Raw genomic sequence first — 22,398 nt, forward strand, 5'->3', positions numbered from 1 at the left:
CTCCGTGCTTCACAGCTGCACCGGTGCGCGCCGCGGCTGTCTTCGCGACAGTGCTGCCAGTCTACGGAGCGTTCCGGCGAACCGACACGCGGACTCGGCCCGATTCCGGTGTGACTTCGCGTAACAGCGAAATCCCGCGGATCGCTCGTGATCGCAATCACAGACAAATGGGATCCGTCGCGATCGACTCGGCAACTCTTCTTCCACAAAACGACCGCCATGTCAGCTTAAGGTCGACGTATGGGAACTGTGGTCGACGACCTGATAACGCGAGTGTTCGACGAAGTCCGATCACTCGACGAAGGCGAGTTGGCCGACTACATCCCCGAACTCGCGGCGGTCGCCCCCGATTCGTTCGGAATCTGCATCGCCACCGTAGACGGTTACGTCTACGAGATCGGTGACTCGCGAATCCCGTTCACCATTCAGTCGATCTCGAAGCCCTTCACCTACGCCTTGGCTCTCGCCGATCGAGGAAGCGAGGCGGTTGCCGCGAAAATCGACGTCGAACCATCCGGCGAGCCGTTCAACGAAATCAGCCTCGACCCGCTCACCGAACGGCCACGAAACCCCATGATCAATGCCGGGGCGATCACCGCTGCATCACTGGTTGCCGGACCGAATCCCGAGGCCCGCTTCGAGCGCATCCGGTCGGCGTACTCGCGATACGCAGGCCGCGAGCTGACCTTCAACGAAGCCGTCTACACCTCCGAGGCCCGCACCGGTCACCGCAACCGTGCGATCGGCCACATGCTGCGATCCTTCGACGTCATCACCGGCAATCCCGACGAGGCCGTCGACCTGTACTTCCGTCAGTGTTCGATCGACGTGACCTGCCGTGATCTGAGTCTGATGGCTGCGACGATGGCGAACAACGGCGTCAATCCGCTCACCCACGAGCGTGCGCTGGCACCCGCAGGCGTCGAACAGGTCCTCAGTGTCATGGCAACCTGCGGGATGTACGACGGCGCCGGCAAGTGGCTGGTAGAGGTCGGATTGCCGGCCAAGAGCGGTGTCGGCGGCGGAGTGCTGGCGGTTCTGCCGGGCCAGATCGGCATCGCCGTGTACTCCCCCAGGCTCGACGTTCACGGCAACAGTGTTCGCGGAGTTGCTTCTGCCCGGGCACTGTCGAAGGAACTCGAACTGCACTTCCTCCACGTGACGCGGGCGTCACGCTCGTCGATCCGGGCCAGATACAGCGTCATCGAAGCACCGTCGCGAGTACGACGCACCCCGACCGAACAAGCCGTGCTCGACGACGTCGGCAAGCGCAGCCGGGTCTACGAACTGCACGGCGATCTCCTCTTCACCGGTGCCGAATCGGCGGTCCGCGAAATCGGCTCGGTGGACGAGGGCCTCGAAGTTGTCGTCATCGACGTCCGCCGCGTCGACGACGCCAGCGACGTCGCGGTGCGCATGATCACTGCACTGCAGGTTCAACTGGCCGAGCAGGCTTGTGCGGTGGCCGTCGTCGATCCGCAAGGACTGCTGGGACAACGAAGTTCGAGCATCGACCCCGCCAGAAGAAGTGGTCGGGTTTTTGCGGACCTCGATTCCGCCATGCAGTGGTGCGAAGACACGCTGCTTGCGGTGCATTGTGAGGCCGATCGGCAGGCGTCGACGATCTCGATCGAGGACCACCCAGTTCTCGATGCTCTGTCCGCGGCGCAGATCGAGGGATTCTCCGCAGAACTGGAGACGCGAACCTATGCCCGCGGCGAGAAGATCGCCCGCCGAGGTGAATCGGCGTCTGGCTTCTACCTGATTCTCAGTGGCCAGGTCAGCACCATGTTCACCGACGCGCACGGGGTCGAGCACCGCATCACGACGCTCTCCGCCGGAATGACGTTCGGCGAGATGACGATGTTCCTCGACACTCCATTTCTCAATGACATCCGCGCCGATTCCACGGTCACCGTCGCTGTCCTGACTCCGGAACGATATGCAGAACTGACCGCACAGGCACCCGAGTTGAAACTTGCGCTTCTCGAACGACTGGCGGCGGGCGCCTACGAGCAATTGGACCTGATGTTGCGGAGTGTCATATCCGCCGGACGAATCGGATAGGAACCACACGTGCCCACCACCGCCTTCACCTCGGAGCCGTCCACAGTCACGGTGACCGGAACCGCCACTGCAACAGCTGTTCCCGACATCGTGCGATTGACGATCGGAGTATCGGTGACACAGACGGCCGTCTCCGACGCATTCGACGCCGTCGCGCGTCTGTCCACTGCGCTGACCGAGACCCTGCACGCGCGCGGTGTGCGCGGAGCGGACCTCACCACCGCCGGGCTGAGCGTCCATCCGCAGACTCACTGGAGCGACGGAGGCCGCCAGGAGACAACAGGATTCACGGCATCGACAACTTTCCGAGTCGTACTGCGAGAGCTGGAGCCGGAAGCGGCGAACTCCCCCGCTGCCGTCATCGCGGCATGTGTATCGGTGGGTGGCGACGCGATTCGGCTCGACGGACTGGAGTTCGATCTCGACGACCGCAGCGATCTGGCGACAAGAGCACGCGAATTGGCCTGGACGGCAGCCGAATCGAAGGCCAGACAGTTCGCAGACCTGGCAGACAAAGATCTGGTCGAAGTCCTCGAGGTGCTCGAGGACTTCGACCAGATCGTGCCGATGCGCGGACGTGTCGCGGCGATGAAAGCGGATTCGGCCCCGATAGCCGTCGAACGCGGAGAGATCGAAGAATCGATCTCGGTCCGCGTTCGATGGGCTATGGCGTGACAACAGTAATTCAGAAGACGCGGCCGGCAGTAGACCAGCCGGGCTTGCGGATCAGCGAGTGAGGTTCTTCTCCTCGTTCTTCTCTTCGCGTTCTTCTTCGAACTTCTGCTCGGCGTCGGGGGTTGCCATGTCGATGGTGGTGCGCAACGGACGGTTCGGGATGAAGATGACCGACACGAGCGTGACCACGGCGACGACGGCTGCGACCAGGAAGATCCGTCCTGTTGCGTCGCCGTAGGCGAACCGAACGATCTGCGAGACGAAGTCAGGCATATTGCTCAGGTCGAGGCCGTCCTGGAGGCTCTTTCCAGCTACTGCCTGCTGCTCGGGCGGCAAGGTGGAGACCGAATCGACTGTCAGTGTCTTGACGCGGGTCGCAAGAATCGAACCGAGCACCGACACACCGATCGCGCCGCCGAAGGTGCGGAAGAACGCCACGATACTGCTGGCCGCGCCGATGTTCTCGACGCTGACCGTGTTCTGCACGGCGAGCACGATGTTCTGCATCAGCATGCCGGTACCGAGACCCACGATGGCGATGAAGATTCCGATGGTCCAGAGGCTGGTTGCGTGGTCGATCGTCGACAGCAGCCCGAAACCGACCAGCAGCAGAACTGCGCCGGCGACGATGAAGGGCTTCCACTGACCGAACTTGGTGATCAGCTGGCCCGAGCCGACCGAGGCGACGAGCATGCCTGCGACCATCGGAATGGTGAGCAATCCGGCTTCGGTGGGATCGAATCCGCGTGCGGTCTGGAAGTACTGCGTCAGGAACGTCGTCGCGCCGAAGAGGCCGACACCAACTGCGATCGAGGCGATGATCGCGAGAGCCGTGGTGCGCTCGGTGATGATCTTGATCGGCAGGATCGGATCCTTGACCTTGGATTCGACGAACATCGTCAGGCCGAGCAGGGCCAGACCACCGATGACGAAGAAGGCCGACTCCTTCGAGAACCAGGCGTAGTAGTCGTCCTGACCGGCAAACGAAACCCAGATCAGCAGCACGCTGACACCGGCGGTGAGCAAGGTGGCGCCCATCCAGTCGATGGAGACGTTGTCCTTCTTCACGGTCTCGACGTGCAGTGTGCGCTGAAGCAGGAACAATGCGATGACTGCCAGCGGAACACATACGTAGAAGCACCAGCGCCAGCCGGCAGTGTCCACGAGGACGCCGCCGAGGATCGGTCCACCGGACATCGAGACGGCCATGGCCGCACCCATGTATCCGGAGTAGCGACCGCGATCTCGCGGCGGGATGATCGTGCCGATGATGGCTACGACGAGAGCGGTCAGACCGCCCATACCGATGCCCTGGATGACACGCGCACCGAGCAGCAACGGAACGTTGTGCGCCGCGCCGGCGATGACCGAGCCGATCACGAAGATGACGATCGCGGTCTGGACCAGGACCTTCTTGTTGTAGAGGTCGGCAAGCTTGCCCCAGATCGGCGTCGACGCCGCGGTGGCGAGCAACGCTGTCGTGATGATCCAGGCGTACTGCGTCTGAGTTCCGTGCAGTTCACCGATGATCGTGGGAAGCGCTGTGGAAACGATGGTGCTGCTGAGCAGCGCGGTGAACAGCGCTGCGATGAGTCCGGTGAGTGCTTCGAGAATTTCGCGGTGAGTCATCGCGCCCGCTTCGCGAGTCGATCCGTCACCTCCGGTACTTGCCCGGGTTTCTCCTACTGTTGCTGCCATGTGCCTTATCTCCCAATACTTTCTACGCCCGTGTGCGGAACTGCCGGTGAGGCCTGCCGATTCGATGCGCCGAACGTCTCGTTGAGACGTTGCAGCGATGTCACTGCGGCCATGGCCTCTTCCTGGCTCCAGTCTTCGAGCATGTTGCGCAAACGCGCCGCACGCCGCTGCGTGGTTCTCCGTAAAACGTCGTGTCCCTCTTCCGATACTCGGATGCGGAACGCCCGCTTGTCAGCCGGATCGGGATTTCTCTCGACATACCCAGCGTCGACCAGATCCGACATTTGTCGGCTGAGCGACGACTGACTGACACACAGATCGACGGCCAATTCGTTCTGTCGGCACTCCCCACGCGCCGCCAGCATGAACAACACACTGACCAGCGCAGGCGGCAGCAGGCTGTCTGCACCGGTGGTGACCGCGGCTCGCAGCGATCTGCCGAACATGAAGATCGTGTCGACGAGCGCTTGGGCCGTCTCCGGCTGTACCGACATTGCCTACCCCTGAATTCGAGTGGCCCGAACGAGCCGTGACTTGAAAACGGAAAACTACTTGCAGAACGAAACTATACGATTAGTTGCGTAATGCAAGCAACTGTTGTGAACGCGAGAAGCGTCACACCGTTTCAGGGAAAGATTTCGGGACGTCTCAGCGTTCGAGGAGCGCGATGCACTCCATGTGGTGAGTCTGGGGGAACGCGTCGAACGCCCGGAGGCCACCGATTCTGAAGCCCTGCTCCAGGTAGAGGCCGATATCGCGACCGAACGACGCCGGGTCGCACCCGATGTGGACTATCCGCTCAGCGCCCGTTGAGGCGAGAGCTTCCACGACCGGACGGCCGGCCCCCGCACGTGGCGGGTCGAGCACGACGACAGCAGGCGAACGCTCCAGATCCGCGATGATGTTCTCGACGCGGGCGCTGTGGAAGCGCACCTGACCGAGATCGGACAGCGCTGCCTGCCCGTCCGCGACTGCACGCGCCGAAGATTCGACGGACTCCACCACGCCGGACGGCCCGACAAGCTCGGCGAGCACAGCTGCGAACACGCCGACACCGCCGTAGAGATCCCAGGCCGTGTCCGCGGTAGCGGCTCCGGCCCACTCCCCGACCACCTGTGAGTACGCGGCCGCAGCGCCGCGATGGGCCTGCCAGAAACCGGTCGCGGCCAGCGCCCATTCTCGACTGCCGACGCGCTCGGTCACTGTGTCCGATCCGATGGCAACTCGGGTCTTTCGCGGGCCGCCGCTTGCCGCTCGGCGTGCCATCGCGCCGCGTCGCCCGGGCGTCCGCCGTCCCGTCTTGGACACCGCGGGTGCCGCGATTTCCACGACGTGCCGCTCGCCCGCAGCGTCGAGAACGACCTGCAGCTCGCTACCTGGCGCCCACTGCGCACCGCCGAGACCGTCGTACGCGCTCTGATCGATCTGGGTGCACCGCAGGTCTGTGACGATCCGGTTGCTGCGGTACGCGTGGTATCCGGCGACACCGTGCCCGTCCACCGCCAACCGGACTCGCGTGCGCCAACCCGTTCCGCCTCCGGTTCCGGGCAGTTCCTCTACCTCGACGTCCGATTCGACACGAGCCAGTCGCAGAAGCTGCTCCCGCACGACCGAGGTCTTCATCTCACGTTGGACGCTCAGATCCGCATGCGAGTAGTCGCAGCAGCCCGCCCCGCCCGGGCCGGAGATCGGGCATGTCGGATCGATCCGATGCGGAGAAGCGTCGAGAACGGTGATCGCGTCGGCGCGGCAGAACGATCCGCCCTTGTCCTCGGTCACCCGGACCAGCGCACGCTCCCCCGGCAAACCGTGACGGACGAACACGACCCGCCCCTCGTGCCGGGCGACGACGAACCCGCCGTGACCGGGGTTGCCCAGATCGACCTCGAAGGTCTGTCCGGTCCAATTCTCACTCAACGAACTACGCCTGCCATTTCGATGTTGCCGATCATTTTTCGCCGGTGATCATTTCTCGCCGGTGTCGTAACCACGACGCGTGGCACCTGCGGTCTTCTCGATGTCGAGCGGCTTCGCCTTTGCCGACGAACTCAGCTGCCACGGAACGCTGGTCACCATCACGCCGGGCTGGAAAAGCAGACGACTCTTCAGACGAAGCGCGCTCTGATTGTGCAGGATCTGCTCCCACCAGTGTCCGACGACGTACTCGGGAATGAAGACGGTGACGACGTCACGTGGGGCATCGCGTCGTACACGCTTGACGTAGTCGAGAACCGGCTTGGTGATTTCGCGGTACGGCGACTCGATCACCTTGAGCGGAACCGTCACGTCACTCTTCTCCCACTCCCGCACGAGTGCGCGGGTGTCCGGCTCGTCGACGTTGACCGTGATGGCTTCGAGGGTGTCCGGTCGCGTGGCTCGCGCGTAGGCGAGAGCTCGCATCGTCGGCATGTGCAACTTCGAGACGAGCACGATCGAGTGCGTGCGGCTGGGCAGTACGCCGTCCCACTCCTGCTCCTCGAGCTCGGCTGCGACGCTGTCGTAGTGCTTGCGGATCATCTTCATCACGATGAAGATCGCGACCATCGCGACGATGGCGATCCATGCGCCGGCAGCGAACTTGGTGATCAGAACGATGATCAAGACGGTGGCGGTCATTGCCAGACCGATCGAATTGATCACTCGCGAGCGCTGCATACGGGCCCGTTGCGCCTTGTCGGTCTCGGACTTCAGATGCCGAGTCCAGTGCTTGATCATGCCCGTCTGGCTGAGCACGAACGAGACGAAGACGCCGACGATGTACAACTGGATGAGCTTGGTGACCTCGGCGCCGAACACCACGACGAATGCGATGGCAGCACCGGAGAGGAAGAGGATTCCGTTGCTGAATGCCAGTCGGTCGCCGCGCGTGTGCAGCTGACGCGGTAGGTACCGATCCTGCGCCAGGATCGATCCGAGTACCGGAAATCCGTTGAACGCGGTGTTCGCGGCCAGAACCAGGATCAGTGCCGTGACGATCGCCATGAAGAAGAAACCGATCGGGAAACCACTGAACACGGCTTCGGCGATCTGCGCGATCAAGGTCTTCTGATGGTAGCCCTCCGGCGCTCCGACCAGCTGTTCCTGCGGATTGTGTGCGTAGACGATGCCGATCTTCTGAGCCAGGATGATGATGCCCATCAGCAGGACGATGGCGATCGACCCGAGCAGCAGCAAGGTCGTGGCAGCGTTGCGCGACTTCGGCTTCTGGAACGCCGGTACGCCGTTGCTGATGGCCTCGACGCCGGTCAGTGCGGCACAGCCCGAGGAGAATGCGCGGGCGATCAGGAACGCGAAGGCAATTCCGTACAGATGCGAATCCTCGGCGTTGAGCGTGAACGACGACGATTCCGCGTGCACATCCTCACCGAGGACGTAGATCCGGAAGAATCCCCACCCGAGCATCAGGAACATGCCGACGATGAATGCGTAGGTCGGAATTGCGAACGCGGTCCCCGATTCACGGATACCGCGAAGGTTGACCGCGGTCAGCAACACGATCGCCGCAACCGCGAACAACACCTTGTGCTGCGCGACGAACGGCAGAGCCGAGCCGATGTTCGACGCCGCCGACGAGATCGACACGGCGACCGTCAGCACGTAGTCGACCATCAGCGCACTACCGACGGTCAGACCGGCGGTCGGGCCGAGGTTGACCGTCGCGACCTCGTAGTCGCCGCCACCGGAGGGGTATGCGTGGACGTTCTGGCGGTAGCTCGCCACCACCACAGCCATGACGATGGCGACGGACAATCCGATCCAGGGTGTGTACGCATACGCGGAAATACCCGCGACGGAGAGAACCAGGAAGATTTCTTCGGGGGCATACGCGACGGACGACATCGCGTCGGACGCGAAGACCGGTAGTGCAATTCGCTTGGGTAGCAGCGTGTGCCCGAGTTTGTCGCTTCGGAACGGCCGACCGAGCAGGAGCCGCTTGGTAGCGGTCGAGAGCTTAGACACGTGCAAAGCGTAAGCCGTCTCGCCCGATTCGGAGTCATCAGAGCCCCAACTTCACCTTTTGTCGTGACAACCGGCACGCGAGCGACCGTTGTACTTGCTCTTCCCGTGAAGGGCTGTACCGTTCGATTCGGCGTGCAATCGCGCCATGAGGGTCCATGAACGGAGTAGGGCGTGTATGTCGTCATCATGGGGTGCGGTCGAGTGGGTTCTTCCCTCGCCGCGTCTCTGACCAGGATCGGACATGAGGTCGCCGTCATCGACCGCGATCAGAGTGCGTTTCTGCGTCTCGATCTCGACTTCCCGGGAACCAAGGTTCTGGGAATGGGGTTCGACCGTGACGTGCTGGTCCGGGCGGGAATCGAGCGGGCCGACGCCTTTGCCGCGGTGTCCTCGGGAGACAATTCCAACATCATCGCAGCGCGAGTCGCACGCGAGACTTTCGGCGTCGAACGCGTCGTCGCACGTATTTACGACGCCAAGCGTGCCGCTGTTTACGAGCGACTCGGCATTCCCACGGTCGCCACCGTGCCGTGGTCGACGGATCGTTTCCTGCACACGTTGACCAAGGAAAGTCAGACTGCGAAGTGGCGCGATCCTTCGGGCACTGTCGCCATCACCGAACTTGCCCTGCACGAGGATTGGGCGGGCAAGCCGATCGCACTCCTCGAGGGCGCGACCAGTTCGAGAGTCGCCTTCATCATCCGCTTCGGGACCGGCATTCTCCCCGACCGCAAGACTGTCATCCAGGCCGACGATCAGGTCTACATCGCCGCCGTGTCGGGAACCGTCGCCGAAGCTGTCGCACTGGCCGGCAACCCGCCGCCGAGCGACGACTGAGGGAGGCCGCAGATGACTGATCCGTACGCCACCCCCCACAACAAGACTGCGACTGTGTTGCACTACAACGTGATTGGAAGTTCTCGATGAAGGTCGCCATCGCCGGAGCCGGCGCCGTAGGCCGTTCCATTGCGCGAGAGCTGATTCGAAGCTCACATGACGTCATGCTGATCGAACGCAAACTCGATCACATCGAACCGGAGTCGGTGCCCGAGGCGAAGTGGGTGCACGCGGACGCCTGCGAACTCAGCAGACTCGAGGACGCGTCGATGGAGTCGTACGAGGTCGTGATTGCCGCGACCGGAGACGACAAGGCAAACCTGGTCCTCAGTCTGCTCGCGAAAACCGAGTTCGGTGTTCGCCGAGTTGTCGCCCGCGTCAACGATCCCCGCAACGAGTGGCTCTTCGACGAGTCCTGGGGCGTGGACGTCGCCGTCTCGACACCGCGGATGCTCGCTTCGCTCGTCGAAGAGGCCGTCTCGGTCGGTGACCTGGTCAAACTGATGACACTGCGGCAGGGACAGGCCAACCTCGTCGAGATCACGTTGCCCGACAACACACCTCTTGCCGGAAAAGCCGTCAAGAAACTCGAACTTCCGCGAGACTGCGCACTGGTCACCATCCTGCGTGGCGGACGCGTGATCGTCCCGCAGATGGACGATCCCATCGAAGGCGGGGACGAACTGCTCTTCGTTGCGGCCGTCGACGCCGAGGATCAGCTGCGCGTTGCACTCCGCCTGGAGAATTGACCGACGAACACACTGACGACGAAAGGGAATCACATGGCACAAGCGCCCGAAAACACCGTAGTCACCGACAATCCAGCCCAGAGCCGGTACGAGATCCATGCCGACGGCGACCTCGCCGGGATCGAGGACTACACCACCTCCGGTGACGTCGTCTCGTTCAACCACACCGAGATCTACCCCGCCTTCGAAGGTTTCGGATTGGCCGGGGTTCTCGTCCGCCAGGCTCTGGACGACCTACGAGCACGCGGCCTCAAGGTTCACCCGGTGTGCCCGTACGTCGTGAAGTTCCTCGACAAGCACCCCGAGTACCAGGACCTGATCAGCTGAGATCTCGGTCTTCGCGCGGCTTCGTCAGATTCACCGAGCCCACCTCTTCGGACTCTGCGTCCGTGGCGGTGGGCTCGCTGCTTTCGGGCTCCACAACCGGTTCAGGCTCGACGATGCGATCGGCCTTACGCACAGCCCAGACCGTCACGAGCAGCACCAAACCGGTCAACGGCCAACCCATGCCGATACGCGCGACTGCGAGCCATCCGGTGTGGTCGGTGTCGTAGAGCTGTGACTGAACGAGATACCGCGCACCGAAGACCAACGCCCACGCTGCCGTCGCGACGTCGTAGAGCCGGACGGCGGAGCTGTGCTTGCGCCAGAGATTGCCGTGCCCGTTGAGATAGCCCCAGATGATTCCGACGAGGGGCCAGCGCACGAGGATGGAAATCAGGAAGACCGCACCGTAGGCGAGGCTCGTGTAGATACCGAAGAGGAAATATCCTTTGGCGTCGCCGGTGCGGTAGGCGATGAATGCGGAAACTCCGACTCCGAGAAAACCGGAAATAGCGGGTTGGAGGGAATCCTTACGGAAGAGGCGCCAGGCCGCGATAGCGACAGCGACGCCTAATGCGGCCCAGATTGCCGCGGTGAGATTCCAGATGCTGTTGACCGGGACAAAAATCAGAATCGGCAAAGACGAATAGATCAGACCACTCAGCCCGCCGAGTTGGTCGATTACCGATCGCTGTTGTGTTTCAGTCACCTGTCGAGGGTGCCACAGTCACCGAGTTGCACGGTAAATGCGGGAAACGCGCCTATTCGCCGCGCAGTTCGTAGTACGGGTTGAAGATCGCCTTGCGACCGTCACGCTCGCCCACACGACCGCGGATCAGCAGGGTCTTACCGGTCTCGATTCCCGGGATCCGGCGACGCCCGATCCAGACGAGATTGATCACCTCGGTGCCATCGAAGAACTCGGCCTCGATGCTGGCATTTCCCGACTTGGGACACGCGTCGACGCTGCGGAGTCGGCCCACCATCGTGACTTCTTCACCGCGACGACAATCGCATGCCTTCTGACCTCCGGAAGCCTTGTTGGACTCGGCCATCTCCTGGGCGTCCAACTGGTCGACGTCCTCGGTCAGACGCTGGGTCAGTCGACGAAAATATCCTGCGGCGGCGGGTGCCATTGCGCGCTCCTGCGAACATGTGTGACGCAAGGGTTTCGCGTCACGTGAAGGGCTGTGTGATCGCCACTGTAGACCCATTACGAGCGTGTAACCACACCGGTCAGTCCGCGTCTCGGGGGCACCGGGCAAGATCAAGAGATGCAGAACTCGGAATTGGCGACCGTTGCCGTCGTTCTCCCAGGTACAGGCTCTGACGCCCACTTCGCGGACCGCGCATTCCGGGCGCCGCTGGAGGCTCTGGGTGTGCGCATCGTCGCAATTGAACCGGACCCTCGGCGTGTCGTGGACGGCTATCTGGACGCGATGGACAGAGCCGCGGACACGCACGGCCGAATCATCGTCGGAGGGGTCTCGATCGGAGCGGCCGTTGCACTCCAGTGGGCCGCCGACAATCCCGATCGAACCGTGAGTGTGTTGGCAGCGCTTCCGGCCTGGACGGGCTCGGCCGACGACGCCCCCGCAGCAGCGAGCGCGCGGTTCACCGCCGGGCAACTGCGCTCCGAAGGCTTGGAGTCGGTGATCGCTGCGATGCTCGCGTCGAGTCCGGCGTGGCTCGGAGCCGAACTCGAGCGCTCCTGGCGCTCTCAGTGGCCCGATCTCCCGGCTGCGCTCGACGAGGCGGCGTCGTACCACTCACTCGGCGAGAGCGCGCTACGGGCGGTGGGCGTTCCGGTCGGCATTGCGTCGGCGGTGGACGATCCGGTTCATCCCGCGTCAGTGGCGCAGGCCTGGGCGGCTTCACTCCCCCGCGGCGCAGTCGCCACGACGATGCTCGACATGATCGGGCGCGACCCCGCGGTTCTCGGGTCCACCTGCATCAAAGCGCTCGCGGCGATCGAATCCGATACCACCGCGAGCGCCTGAAGAAAATTCTGTTACTGACCCAATTGCTGCATGGCAGAACCGGATTCGCCGCTACGAGGCGGCGGGGTCGGCCGTGCTGGAGGTGCCGGCGGAGCGGGCGGTGCTGACTGCTGTTGCTGCTGGGCGGCGACCTGTTGCTGCTGCGCTGCCGCCAACTGCTGCTCGTGTGCGGCCGCCAACTGCTCGGCGAGCACCTGCGGGAGCACCACGGGCAGCGGTGTCCGCACCGGATGCGGCTCTGATCCTCGGTTGACGACGGTGTCACGCAAGATGTCCCGTGCGATTGCCACCAGAGGAGCGTTCGCGGCGGTGGATCCACTCGGACCCGCGACCACGCAGCGCACCATCCACCGGGGACCGTCGACGCCGATGAACCGCAAGTCCATGTTGGCCGTCACAGCAGCCAGTTCACGGCCCCACGGGCCGTTCTCGACGCTCACCGCGGAATTGTCGTCGCGAAGCGACTGCGCGAGCTCGGCAACGACCTCACGCCACTGACCGGGCGATTTCGGGGCGGCGTAGGCAGCAACCGTGATGCGGCCGTGCTCGGTGACCAGGTGCACGGCCTGCGGCGAACCGTTGGGCGCCATCTCGACCTGCAACTGCCCGCCGGTCGGCATCGGCACCAGAACGGAACCGAGATCAAGACGCTGACCGTCACGGCCTGCCGTCGGATCGTCGGAATCGATCTCCGAGATGTCGTAAGGGCCTTCCGATTCGTCACCGAACTCGTCGCCGGTGACTTCGAGATCGTCTTCGACCTCGTCGATCTCCACCGACTCGTCGTTCTCGTCACCGAAGAAGCTGGTGGTTTCCTCGTCGACGTCTGTCTTCTTCTTGCGTCCGAACATGATTCAGACTCCCTCTCCGACTACCGCGCCAGGCGCATCGGTATCGAGTATCGCGTGCCCGCCGCTGGAACCGTAGCCTCCGGTTCCTCTGGTCGTGTCGTCCAGCGATTCGACTTCCTCGAAAACCGGAAGTTCGACTCGTTGAACCACGAGCTGAGCGATTCGGTCACCGCGGCGGATGTCGATGGCTGTGGCCGGATCGAGATTGATCAAGCAGACCTTGAGTTCGCCCCGGTATCCCGCGTCCACGGTTCCGGGCGCATTCACGATCGACAGTCCCGATTTGGCGGCGAGTCCGGAACGCGGATGGATCAACCCGACGGTGCCCACCGGCAAAGCGATCGCGATCCCCGTTCCGACCAGTGTTCGGTGGCCGGGTTCGATGGTGACGTCGCTGGTGGAGCACAGATCCACACCCGCATCTCCGGGATGCGCACGCTGTGGAACGGGCAGGTCTGGATCCAGTCGCTTCAAGGCGATGGAGAGATGGTCGCTCACGTGGGCCAAGACTACTCGTAGCGACGGACTATCCTTGACAGGTGCCCGAAACATCTCGACCTGACGTCGCCACCACAACGCCCCCGTCCACGACGCTGTACTCCGAGCGCCTGTGGGTGCCGATCTGGTGGTGGATCGCCGGGCTGGCCGTAGCCGGACTCCTCGCGGCCGAGGTCCACATGGGCCGCCCGGGGCTTCTCTCGTACCTGGCGTACGTCGTACTACTCCCGATCCCGATCTGGGCGGCATTCTGGCTCAGCCGGATGCGCGTCGAGGTGGTGGAGACAGCAGGGGTGAAGGAATTGCACGTGGGTAGAGCCCACCTGCCGGTCGAATTGATTTCACGGGCGGCAGCAGTGCCGGCTTCCGCGAAGAGTGCTGCGATGGGGCGCCAACTCGATCCGTCGGCGTTCGTCCAGCATCGCCCATGGGTCAAGACAATGGTGTTGATCGTGCTCGACGACCCGGAGGATCCCACGCCGTACTGGTTGGTGAGCACACGTCGTCCCGCTGATCTGCTGGCTGCGCTGGATCTCTGACCAGCGCGGTCACAGCAAAGCAGTGCTTCCCGACCCTTGGTCGACCCTCGCGCTGACGGGTCGACCACCGGGAAGGGAGATCAGGCAGCGCAGTCCATGCATACGAGCTGTCCGTTGGCATCACTGGCCAGGCGGCTGCGGTGATGAACCAGGAAGCAGCTCGAACACGTGAACTCGTCTGCCTGCTTCGGAACAACTCGAACCGAGAGTTCCTCGCCGGAAAGGTCGGCACCCGGCAGCTCGAAGGACTCCGCGGTGTCCGTCTCGTCGATGTCGACGACGGCTGACTGCGCTTCGTTGCGTCGCGCCTTCAGCTCCTCGAGCGAGTCCTCCGAAACCTCGTCGGACTCTGTACGCCTCGGTGCGTCGTAGTCAGTTGCCATCTCGTCTACCCCATCCTCTTCGTGTATCCCGGTCCCGTGTGCGCCGAGAATCCGGTAGATCCTTGATGCGCATGGAAACCGCCGTGGCATCCAGATCATTCCCTGTCGCTGCATAACGCTGCAGGACCGGAATTAGTGCCCGGAAGTTCCTTCCAAGAACGTGATCTGCGCCTCATTTGGTTGTCATTTCGGCGTCCGGCCGATGCCCAGTTGAACGACCTGGGCCGCCAGACAGTAGCCGACGTGAGCACGAAAGTAGTAACCGAATCGGAAATTTCCGAAAAATGACTGCGAATTGTCACCAAGGCAAGAGCAAGCTGTGACCTTTCCACGATGTTTTCGGGCCGAATCCGGGTAGAAACAGGCCGGTAATCGGCCAACTGCCGTTTCTCAATCGACAAGGACTCGACGCGTCGAGCCTCGCTTCGGCTGTCTCGTCACACAGGCCCTCTAAGGTAGGCACCGAACGTCATGCCGGCGCCGCTCGGCCCGATGGCGAAGTAGAAGTTTCGTCAAGAAAGTCGAGGGATACCGTGGTTTCTCTGATCACCGAAGGCAGCTCTACCGATGACCAGGGACGTCCGTTCCGCCGTCGGCGCGCGTGGCCGGTGATCGCCGTGTTCGCGGTACTCGCATTGATCGGCAGTGTCTTGTGGGTCCGCATCCTGAGCGCCGAGGCGGAAGTCAGTGACACCGTCGCCTGCAACCTGCCGCAACCTTCGTCCGATCCTTCGGCAGCGGCGCCACTACCGCTGGGAACCGTCGTCGACCGCTCGAAGCTGCTCGACGTGGATCCCGCTCCCCTCGCCGCCACCAAGGTTCGTGTGTTCAACGCCAACGGTGAACACGGCCAGGCGGCCCAGGTGGCAGCGCAACTGAGCGAGTTCGGCTTCTCCAGCGCGCCGGACGTCCAGGTCGGAAACGACCCCGTCTACGTCGACCAGAACATGGAGTGCCAGGGTCAGATCCGATTCGGAGCGAACGGCCTCGCCGCCGCCAGTTCCGTCTGGCTGGTCGCCCCCTGCGCCGAACTGGTCCAGGACGGCCGCGGCGACGACACCGTCGACCTGGCTCTCGGCACCTACAACAAGGGCGCCCTGACCCCCAACACCGACGCCACCGCGATCCTGCATGCTCTGGCCGAGCAACCCGCAAACGCCGAAGTCGCCCCCATGGACATCGCACTGCTCAAAGCAGCGCGCACGGCGCGCTGCTGACAAGCCTCAGCTCGGAATCGGCTGATCTGCGCCGGTAGCTCCGAGCATGTGCGCGAACTGCTCGGCGATCGCCGGAGCGACTGCGTAAACGACATCACCGTCGGCCGACGTGGAATTTGACGCCGGGACGTTGATGACGGCGCCCGCTTCGGAAGCGATCAGGGAGCCAGCTGCCCAGTCCCACGGACTCAGTCCGTGTTCGAAGTGAGCGTCGACCCGGCCGGTGGCGACCATGCACAGATCCAAAGCCGCCGAACCGATGCGTCGGATGTCGCGAACCTGCGGCAGGATCTGCCCGATCAACGTGCCCTGCACCTTCCGGCGATCCGCTCCGTAACCGAAGCCGGTGGCCAACAGCGCCATTGACAGCTCGGTCACCTCATTGGCTTGCAGGTCGCTGACGACGCCGTCGGCCGTGGTCATGGTTGCACCGCCGCCCCGATGCGCGGCGTACGTGGTTTCCAACGACACGTCGACGACAGCCCCGGCTACCGAGACCCCGTCGATCTGTACGGCCACCGAGATGGCGAACGCGGGGATTCCGTAGAGAAAATTCACCGTGCCGTCGATGGGATCGACAACCCATCGAACTCCCGCGGAATCGTCGGTGTCTCCGCCACCTTCCTCACCCAGGATCGAATCTGCAGGCCGCCATTGCGCCAGAAGGTCGCGAATCACCTGTTCGGTTTCGGTATCGACCACCGTGACGGGATCGGTGGGCGTGCTCTTCGCCGCAACCGAACCACCCTCGGCGGCACCGGAACCCACCAGGCCGAATACCTCGGGCCGACGCAAGCGGACGTGTTCGGCTGCGCGTTCGGCGACGGCTACGGCTACTTCCCGCAACTGTGCGGGGTCCAGAGAATCGGCGGAAAAGTCGGGCAACATTCTTTCTGAAGGGCGCACCGGACCATCGCAACACATCTCTACCGAGGGGCACCACTCGAACGTCTCGAGGTGGGCGGTTCGAGAGGACGCGCCCGGGTCCTTGTTCGGGTTAGTGTTTGCAACGGTAGATCGTGACCTCGAATTCGACACTCAGGAGCGCAGGACGATGACAACCACAGGTTTCGGGATCGACGTCGGCGGCAGCGGCGTCAAGGGCGGCACGATCGACCTGAGCACCGGGGAAATGATCGGTGACCGCATCAAGATCCTGACCCCGCAGCCGTCCACACCCGATGCGATCGCGGGCACTGTCGCCGAGATCGTCGAGCAGGCCAAGTGGACCGGTCCGGTCGGCATCACCTTGCCCGCTGTCGTGACCGGCGGCGTCGCGCGAAGCGCCGCGAATATCGACAAGTCCTGGATCGACACCGACGCCGCCGCTCTGTTCGGCAAGGCGCTGGGCGGGCGCGAGGTCACCGTCCTCAACGACGCCGACGCTGCCGGAATCGCCGAGGACTCGTTCGGAGCGGGTAAGGACACCTCCGGCGTCGTGATCTTGTTGACCTTCGGCACCGGAATCGGATCTGCCGTGCTGCACAACGGAGTTCTGTTGCCCAACACCGAGTTCGGTCACCTCGAGGTCGACGGCAAGGAAGCCGAGCACCGGGCGGCGTCGTCGGTGAAGGAGAAGAAGGACTGGAGCTACAAGGAGTGGGCCGTCGAGGTCTCGCGAGTTCTGACCACCTTCGAGAACCTGCTCTGGCCAGACCTCTTCATCGCCGGAGGCGGTATAAGCCGCAAGCACGAGAAGTGGATTCCGCATCTGACCAACCGCACCAAGGTCGTCCCCGCCACCCTTCTCAACACCGCGGGAATTGCCGGAGCTGCGCTCGCATCGGTCGGACTGACTAGGTCGGCCTCCGTCGCCGGATGAGAAAACCCGCACGTGAAAAGCGGAAAATCTACCTGTTACGGCCCGCCGTGACGTAAGAGTTTCCTGAGAGTCGTTACAATGGTGAAGTCCGGCTGCGCGCCGGCCAACAACCATTGACCTCTCCGCCGGATCACCACTCTGGCGTGACGCCGCACGACACCGTCACGAAAGGGCGTACGTGGCAGCCACCGATACACGTCAGACTGCTGATTCTCCATCAGAGTCAGAGCCACAATCTCCAGCCGTGGAGGCGGCCACCGTCACCGCTCCGGCAGCCAAGAAGGCTCCGGCGAAAAAGGCCCCCGCCAAGAAGGCAGCAGCAAAGAAGGCTCCGGCCAAGAAAGCTCCGGCCAAGAAGGCAGCAGCTAAGAAGGCCAGCCCCAAGAAGGCCGGCGATCCTGACGCCGAAGACGGCGATGTCGAGTTGGAAGACATCGACATCACGGACGGCGACCTTGCCGAGGTCGAGTCCGATGTCGTCGAGGTCGTAGCAGTCGGCGAAGACGAAGAGACCGCTGCAGAGCCGTCCGAGAAGGACAAGGCTTCCGGCGACTTCGTCTGGGACGAGGAAGAGTCCGAAGCTCTCCGTCAGGCACGCAAGGATGCCGAACTGACGGCGTCCGCCGACTCGGTTCGCGCCTACCTCAAGCAGATCGGCAAGGTCGCACTCCTCAACGCCGAAGAGGAAGTCGAACTGGCCAAGCGCATCGAGGCCGGCCTCTACGCCGTGCAGATCATGCAGGACCTCGCTGACAAGGGCGAGAAGTTGCCTGCGGCTCAGCGACGCGACATGAGCTGGATCTGCCGCGACGGCAACCGCGCCAAGAACCACCTCCTCGAGGCCAACCTCCGCCTGGTCGTCTCACTCGCCAAGCGCTACACGGGCCGCGGCATGGCGTTCCTGGACCTCATCCAGGAAGGCAACCTCGGTCTGATCCGTGCAGTCGAGAAGTTCGACTACACCAAGGGTTACAAGTTCTCGACCTACGCCACGTGGTGGATCCGTCAGGCCATCACCCGCGCAATGGCCGACCAGGCTCGCACCATCCGTATCCCGGTACACATGGTCGAGGTCATCAACAAGCTCGGCCGTATCCAGCGTGAGCTGCTCCAGGACCTGGGCCGTGAGCCCACGCCGGAAGAGCTCGCCAAGGAAATGGACATCACGCCGGAGAAGGTGCTGGAAATCCAGCAGTACGCGCGTGAGCCGATCTCTCTCGACCAGACCATCGGCGACGAGGGCGACAGCCAGCTCGGTGACTTCATCGAAGACTCCGAAGCTGTTGTCGCAGTCGATGCCGTCTCGTTCACCTTGCTGCAGGATCAGCTGCAGTCGGTACTCGAGACGCTGTCCGAGCGCGAAGCCGGCGTGGTTCGCCTCCGCTTCGGTCTCACCGACGGTCAGCCGAGGACTTTAGACGAAATCGGACAGGTCTACGGCGTCACGCGCGAGCGTATCCGCCAGATCGAATCGAAGACGATGTCGAAGCTGCGCCACCCGTCGCGTTCGCAGGTTCTGCGCGACTACCTCGACTAGTCACACCAGCTATGCACACAAGAGCCGCTCTCCGGATCGCCGGAAAGCGGCTCTTGTGCGTTTGCCGCCTCAGACCAAGAGTGCGTCCCGGAGTTGTGCGACATCGTCCTCGCTCAACTGAAGGCCGTCCCGGACGTAGTTGTCGAAGTTGCCGTACACCCGATCCACCGTGGCGAAAGACGTGTCCAGCCAAGACTGTTCGACGCCGTCGATGAACGCGCTCCCCGTGCGGGGTCCGGTGAGGTACTGATTGCTGAGCATGTAATCGGCGTTCACGTCGGTGCGACTCACGCCGAGGACGGTCAGGAGAACTGCGGTCATCCAACCGGTACGGTCCTTGCCCGCCGAGCAGTGGTAGAGGACTGAACCGTCGGTGTTCGCGACGTTCACCAGCGCTTCGTGGAATGCGCGGCTCGCCCCCGGATCGGTCACCATCAACGCGTACATCGTCGGCATGTCCACCAGCGCCGGGAGGTTGGCGGGGTTGGTTCCGATGACGTCGAACCAGTTGCTTCGCGCCCCGTTCGGAAGGCGATCCTGCGAGAGCGTTCGTTCGACGACCGTACGGAAGTCGTCGACCGATTCCACTCCGCGTTCGCTCAACGACGCGAGATCCGACGGTGTCAGCTTGTCGAGGGCATTCGAGCGAAATACCTTCCCCCACCGAACGGTCTGCCCGTCCGCGGCGTCGTAGCCACCGATGTCACGCGCGTTCGACGCACCCTCGAGGTGTAGCGATCGATCCGCGGCAACCTGCGCAGCTGTGGGTCCGGCGTGGTCGAGAGCGGGAATTCCACCGGCGAGCGCCGGGACCGGTGCACACGAGATGATCAGCGCACACAGAGCGGTCGCGGCGGGACGGGCGATTCTGTTCGACATCCGGACAGAATAGGACCGCAATCAGGACTTCGTACGAACCTTGATGTACAACGAGGCGACCGGTTCGATAACTCTTGCCGCCACCGGGCCGATGACCGCCATCAGGAGCACGTAAGCAGTTGCCAATGCGGCAAGTTCGGCGTCGACGGCGCCTGCGGACACCGCGAGGCCTGCGATGATGATGGAGAACTCACCGCGGGCGATCAGAGCGGCACCGGCGCGCGCCTGACCCATTCGCGCGACACCCTGACGTCTGGCCGCCCAAGCGCCGGTTACCAGCTTCGTGATCGCCGTGACCACTGCCAGGATCGCGGCCCATCCGAGGACTGGCGGAATGGAACTGGGATCGGTGTTGAGACCGAAGACCACGAAGAACATTGCGGCGAACAGATCTCGAAGGGGCTCGAGCACGCGACTGGCATTGTGCGCCGTCGACCCCGAGATCGCGATTCCGAGGAGGAATGCGCCCACAGCCGCCGACACCTGCATCGCCGAACTGATGCCGGCGACCAACAGTGCGGCACCGAGCAGCTTGAGCAGGAGCGTCTCACTGTCGGGACTGTCGAGGAGGGCGGAGACGTACCGTCCGTATCGGAGGGCCACGACAAGAACCACGGTGATGACCAACAACGAGATCCCGACCGCTTCGAGCCCGCCCATGAAGCTCACGCCCGCGAGCATCGCGGTCAGAATCGGCAGGTACAGCGCCATCGCCAGGTCTTCGAACACCAGAATCGACAGCACGACCGGTGTCTCGCGGTTACCGAGGCGCCCCAGGTCGCTGAGCACCTTGGCGATGATTCCCGAAGACGAGATGTAGGTGACGCCGGCCATGACCGTCGCCCCCACGACGCCCCAGCCGAGCATCAAGCCGACAACCGCGCCAGGGGTGGCGTTGAGGACGATGTCGACGATGCCGGCTACCCGCGAGCGTTTGAGACCGGTGACGAGCTCGGCGGCAGTGTATTCGAGCCCCAACAGCAGCAAGAGCAGGACGATCCCGATCTCACTTGCCAGATGGGAGAACTCGCCGATGTCGCCGAGCTGGATGAAACCGCCCTGTCCGAAGCACAGGCCGCCGATCAGGTAGAACGGGATGGGCGACATGCCGACGCGAGCAGCGAGCCGTCCGAGCAGTCCGAGCGCGAAGAAGACCGCGCCGAGTTCGATCAGTGCGAGGGTGGTTGTGTCCACGCGCCAGTCAGCCGTTGGCCAAGATTTTTGCCGCTGCAGCCAAACCGTCCGGCGTTCCGACTGCCACGAGAAGGTCTCCCCCGGTGAACGTGAAGTCGGGGTTCGGAGACGGGCTCACCTGTCCTGCGCGCATGACGGCGACGATGGACACTCCGGTGCGCGTGCGCATGCCGGTGTCCCCGAGGGTCTGTCCGTCGTAGCGAGAACCGTCCTTGATGTAGAGCTGTTTGGTTCGAATGCCCGGAAGGTCACGGTGCTCTTCCTCGAGCTGAGCAACGAGCTGGGGGGCACCCAGGAGATTGCTGAGCGCTGCCGCTTCCTCGGTGGTCAGAGGCAGCGAGGCAGCACACGCGTCAGGGTCGTCTGCCTTGGAAACGATGAGGTCGGTATGACCGTCCCGATGGGTGACGACACCCACGCGACGACCGGAAGACAGAACAAAATCCTTGCGCGTCCCGATCCCCGGTAGTGGGGTGACTTCTACGTTCATATACCAACGGTAGCGCCGATCGGTGACCTGCATCGCGGGAGGGCCGTAATCCGCGGGGCACAGTTCACGACCGGCCAACCGGCGACCTACCGAACCGGCGAAAACACGCCGTTCTCGCCCGGAAAATACTCGACGACAGCGGTGACGGCTGCGACGGGAATCGGGGCGTACAGATGCGGGAATCGCATCGATTCCGGGTCCGAGGGGACACCCGGTTCGTACTTGACCTGACCGCCGAGCAAGGCCGGATCGATAGCCAGAAGGACTATGTCGTCACGGCCGGCAAAGATCCGATTGGCCGGGAGATGAACTTGCGCCGGAGTCGACATGTGGACAAATCCCTCCGCCTCGAATCCGTCGGGGATACGTTCACCGAGCTGTTGTGCCCGCGCCCACTCCTCGCGCGTGCACATGTGGAGCAACTCGACGCTCTCGTCGACAAGTGGTTCGCGTCCCGGGTTCATCCGCCCAGAATATCGGGCTGAGGTCGGCGATCCGAATCAGCTGTCAGCGAACAATCTTCACCCGAGAATGCCTGCCCAGCGCATTTCCAGTGAGACACAACACTAAGAAACGCCTTCGGGAACAACCCGTAAACCCCAAACGTCTGTAAGAGTGGATCTACCGCGCCATTCCGACGCGGCGGACCAGGCCCCAGGCACGCGGCCCGAATGCCGC

The 22,398-nt window shown here is 63.3% G+C and carries 24 protein-coding genes; 10 read left to right on the plus strand and 14 right to left on the minus strand.

The annotated features are described in order from the left end of the window. Positions 1 to 240: 240 nt before the first annotated feature. A complete protein-coding gene (glsA, locus tag QM609_RS13900) occupies positions 241 to 2,067 on the plus strand; it encodes a glutaminase A (RefSeq protein ID WP_047269337.1) in 1,827 nt (608 codons plus the stop codon). Between the two features lie 9 nt (positions 2,068 to 2,076). Then, on the plus strand, positions 2,077 to 2,742 hold the full coding sequence (locus QM609_RS13905; protein ID WP_050656624.1) for an SIMPL domain-containing protein: 666 nt from the start codon (positions 2,077 to 2,079) through the stop codon (positions 2,740 to 2,742). 51 nt (positions 2,743 to 2,793) lie between these two features. Here QM609_RS13905 and QM609_RS13910 read toward each other — a convergent pair whose 3' ends face one another. The 4 genes from QM609_RS13910 to QM609_RS13925 all read right to left on the minus strand — a co-directional run bounded on the left by QM609_RS13910 (position 2,794) and on the right by QM609_RS13925 (position 8,400). Then, positions 2,794 to 4,440, minus strand: coding sequence for an MDR family MFS transporter (locus tag QM609_RS13910; protein ID WP_179090769.1), 1,647 nt, complete (start codon positions 4,438 to 4,440; stop codon positions 2,794 to 2,796). Between the two features lie 5 nt (positions 4,441 to 4,445). Next, positions 4,446 to 4,934: a MarR family winged helix-turn-helix transcriptional regulator gene (locus QM609_RS13915; RefSeq protein ID WP_003942624.1), complete on the minus strand. Its 489-nt coding sequence runs from the start codon at positions 4,932 to 4,934 to the stop codon at positions 4,446 to 4,448. A 154-nt stretch (positions 4,935 to 5,088) separates the two neighbouring features. Beyond that, positions 5,089 to 6,357: a class I SAM-dependent RNA methyltransferase gene (locus QM609_RS13920; RefSeq protein WP_050656625.1), complete on the minus strand. Its 1,269-nt coding sequence runs from the start codon at positions 6,355 to 6,357 to the stop codon at positions 5,089 to 5,091. A gap of 48 nt (positions 6,358 to 6,405) precedes the next feature. After that, positions 6,406 to 8,400 carry an APC family permease gene (locus QM609_RS13925; protein ID WP_007732857.1) on the minus strand — a complete coding sequence of 665 codons (1,995 nt, stop codon included), beginning with the start codon at positions 8,398 to 8,400 and terminating at the stop codon, positions 6,406 to 6,408. Between the two features lie 171 nt (positions 8,401 to 8,571). Between QM609_RS13925 and QM609_RS13930 the strand changes: the two genes are divergently transcribed. The 3 genes from QM609_RS13930 (at position 8,572) to QM609_RS13940 (ending at position 10,313) form a co-directional block, all read left to right on the plus strand. Further along, positions 8,572 to 9,237, plus strand: coding sequence for a potassium channel family protein (locus QM609_RS13930; RefSeq protein ID WP_003942587.1), 666 nt, complete (start codon positions 8,572 to 8,574; stop codon positions 9,235 to 9,237). Positions 9,238 to 9,323: 86 nt separating this feature from the next. Continuing rightward, positions 9,324 to 9,986, plus strand: a complete 663-nt coding sequence (locus QM609_RS13935; protein WP_003942632.1) for a potassium channel family protein — start codon at positions 9,324 to 9,326, stop codon at positions 9,984 to 9,986. A gap of 33 nt (positions 9,987 to 10,019) precedes the next feature. Then, positions 10,020 to 10,313, plus strand: coding sequence for a GNAT family N-acetyltransferase (locus QM609_RS13940; protein ID WP_003942641.1), 294 nt, complete (start codon positions 10,020 to 10,022; stop codon positions 10,311 to 10,313). Here the strand turns inward: QM609_RS13940 and QM609_RS13945 are convergent. Further along, positions 10,306 to 11,019: a DUF3159 domain-containing protein gene (locus QM609_RS13945; RefSeq protein ID WP_050656626.1), complete on the minus strand. Its 714-nt coding sequence runs from the start codon at positions 11,017 to 11,019 to the stop codon at positions 10,306 to 10,308. The two genes, QM609_RS13940 and QM609_RS13945, sit on opposite strands and share 8 nt — an antisense overlap. Before the next feature lie 52 nt (positions 11,020 to 11,071). Next, positions 11,072 to 11,446 (minus strand): OB-fold nucleic acid binding domain-containing protein, encoded by a 375-nt coding sequence (locus QM609_RS13950; RefSeq protein ID WP_003942613.1) that lies wholly within the window; start codon positions 11,444 to 11,446, stop codon positions 11,072 to 11,074. 138 nt (positions 11,447 to 11,584) lie between these two features. On the opposite strand from QM609_RS13950, the gene QM609_RS13955 reads away from it, so the two are divergent. Then, positions 11,585 to 12,310, plus strand: coding sequence for an alpha/beta fold hydrolase (locus tag QM609_RS13955; RefSeq protein ID WP_076948459.1), 726 nt, complete (start codon positions 11,585 to 11,587; stop codon positions 12,308 to 12,310). Between the two features lie 11 nt (positions 12,311 to 12,321). On the opposite strand, the gene QM609_RS13960 is transcribed toward QM609_RS13955, so the two are convergent. After that, positions 12,322 to 13,161 carry a DUF3710 domain-containing protein gene (locus tag QM609_RS13960; RefSeq protein ID WP_003942585.1) on the minus strand — a complete coding sequence of 280 codons (840 nt, stop codon included), beginning with the start codon at positions 13,159 to 13,161 and terminating at the stop codon, positions 12,322 to 12,324. A gap of 3 nt (positions 13,162 to 13,164) precedes the next feature. Then, positions 13,165 to 13,659, minus strand: coding sequence for a dUTP diphosphatase (gene dut, locus QM609_RS13965; protein WP_003942635.1), 495 nt, complete (start codon positions 13,657 to 13,659; stop codon positions 13,165 to 13,167). Positions 13,660 to 13,700: 41 nt separating this feature from the next. Between dut and QM609_RS13970 the strand changes: the two genes are divergently transcribed. Then, the gene (locus tag QM609_RS13970) at positions 13,701 to 14,198 is read left to right on the plus strand and encodes a DUF3093 domain-containing protein (RefSeq protein ID WP_003942596.1); all 498 of its coding nucleotides are present in this window, start codon (positions 13,701 to 13,703) and stop codon (positions 14,196 to 14,198) included. 80 nt (positions 14,199 to 14,278) lie between these two features. Here the strand turns inward: QM609_RS13970 and QM609_RS13975 are convergent, their stop codons facing one another. Further along, positions 14,279 to 14,581, minus strand: coding sequence for a DUF4193 domain-containing protein (locus QM609_RS13975; RefSeq protein WP_003942593.1), 303 nt, complete (start codon positions 14,579 to 14,581; stop codon positions 14,279 to 14,281). Positions 14,582 to 15,114: 533 nt separating this feature from the next. Between QM609_RS13975 and cei the strand changes: the two genes are divergently transcribed. After that, positions 15,115 to 15,798 carry an envelope integrity protein Cei gene (gene cei / locus QM609_RS13980; RefSeq protein ID WP_003942618.1) on the plus strand — a complete coding sequence of 228 codons (684 nt, stop codon included), beginning with the start codon at positions 15,115 to 15,117 and terminating at the stop codon, positions 15,796 to 15,798. 6 nt (positions 15,799 to 15,804) lie between these two features. On the opposite strand, the gene QM609_RS13985 is transcribed toward cei, so the two are convergent. Beyond that, positions 15,805 to 16,686, minus strand: coding sequence for an inositol monophosphatase family protein (locus tag QM609_RS13985; protein ID WP_050656628.1), 882 nt, complete (start codon positions 16,684 to 16,686; stop codon positions 15,805 to 15,807). Between the two features lie 166 nt (positions 16,687 to 16,852). Here QM609_RS13985 and ppgK point away from each other — a divergent pair, with 166 nt between their 5' ends. Together ppgK and QM609_RS13995 are read left to right on the plus strand one after the other, a co-directional pair. Beyond that, on the plus strand, positions 16,853 to 17,620 hold the full coding sequence (gene ppgK / locus QM609_RS13990; RefSeq protein ID WP_283337297.1) for a polyphosphate--glucose phosphotransferase: 768 nt from the start codon (positions 16,853 to 16,855) through the stop codon (positions 17,618 to 17,620). 112 nt (positions 17,621 to 17,732) lie between these two features. After that, positions 17,733 to 19,157, plus strand: coding sequence for an RNA polymerase sigma factor (locus tag QM609_RS13995; protein WP_370333980.1), 1,425 nt, complete (start codon positions 17,733 to 17,735; stop codon positions 19,155 to 19,157). Positions 19,158 to 19,226: 69 nt separating this feature from the next. Here QM609_RS13995 and QM609_RS14000 read toward each other — a convergent pair whose 3' ends face one another. The 4 genes from QM609_RS14000 to QM609_RS14015 form a co-directional block, all read right to left on the minus strand. Continuing rightward, on the minus strand, positions 19,227 to 20,036 hold the full coding sequence (locus QM609_RS14000; RefSeq protein ID WP_050656629.1) for a tyrosine-protein phosphatase: 810 nt from the start codon (positions 20,034 to 20,036) through the stop codon (positions 19,227 to 19,229). Between the two features lie 21 nt (positions 20,037 to 20,057). Then, the gene (locus QM609_RS14005) at positions 20,058 to 21,230 is read right to left on the minus strand and encodes a cation:proton antiporter (protein ID WP_003942634.1); all 1,173 of its coding nucleotides are present in this window, start codon (positions 21,228 to 21,230) and stop codon (positions 20,058 to 20,060) included. Between the two features lie 7 nt (positions 21,231 to 21,237). Next, positions 21,238 to 21,720 carry a cation:proton antiporter regulatory subunit gene (locus QM609_RS14010; RefSeq protein ID WP_021344116.1) on the minus strand — a complete coding sequence of 161 codons (483 nt, stop codon included), beginning with the start codon at positions 21,718 to 21,720 and terminating at the stop codon, positions 21,238 to 21,240. An 86-nt stretch (positions 21,721 to 21,806) separates the two neighbouring features. After that, the gene (locus QM609_RS14015; RefSeq protein WP_007732832.1) at positions 21,807 to 22,184 is read right to left on the minus strand and encodes a DUF952 domain-containing protein; all 378 of its coding nucleotides are present in this window, start codon (positions 22,182 to 22,184) and stop codon (positions 21,807 to 21,809) included. Between the last annotated feature and the right edge of the window lie 214 nt (positions 22,185 to 22,398).

Source organism: Rhodococcus sp. IEGM 1302 (assembly GCF_030056935.1).
Lineage (GTDB): Bacteria > Actinomycetota > Actinomycetes > Mycobacteriales > Mycobacteriaceae > Rhodococcus_F > Rhodococcus_F qingshengii.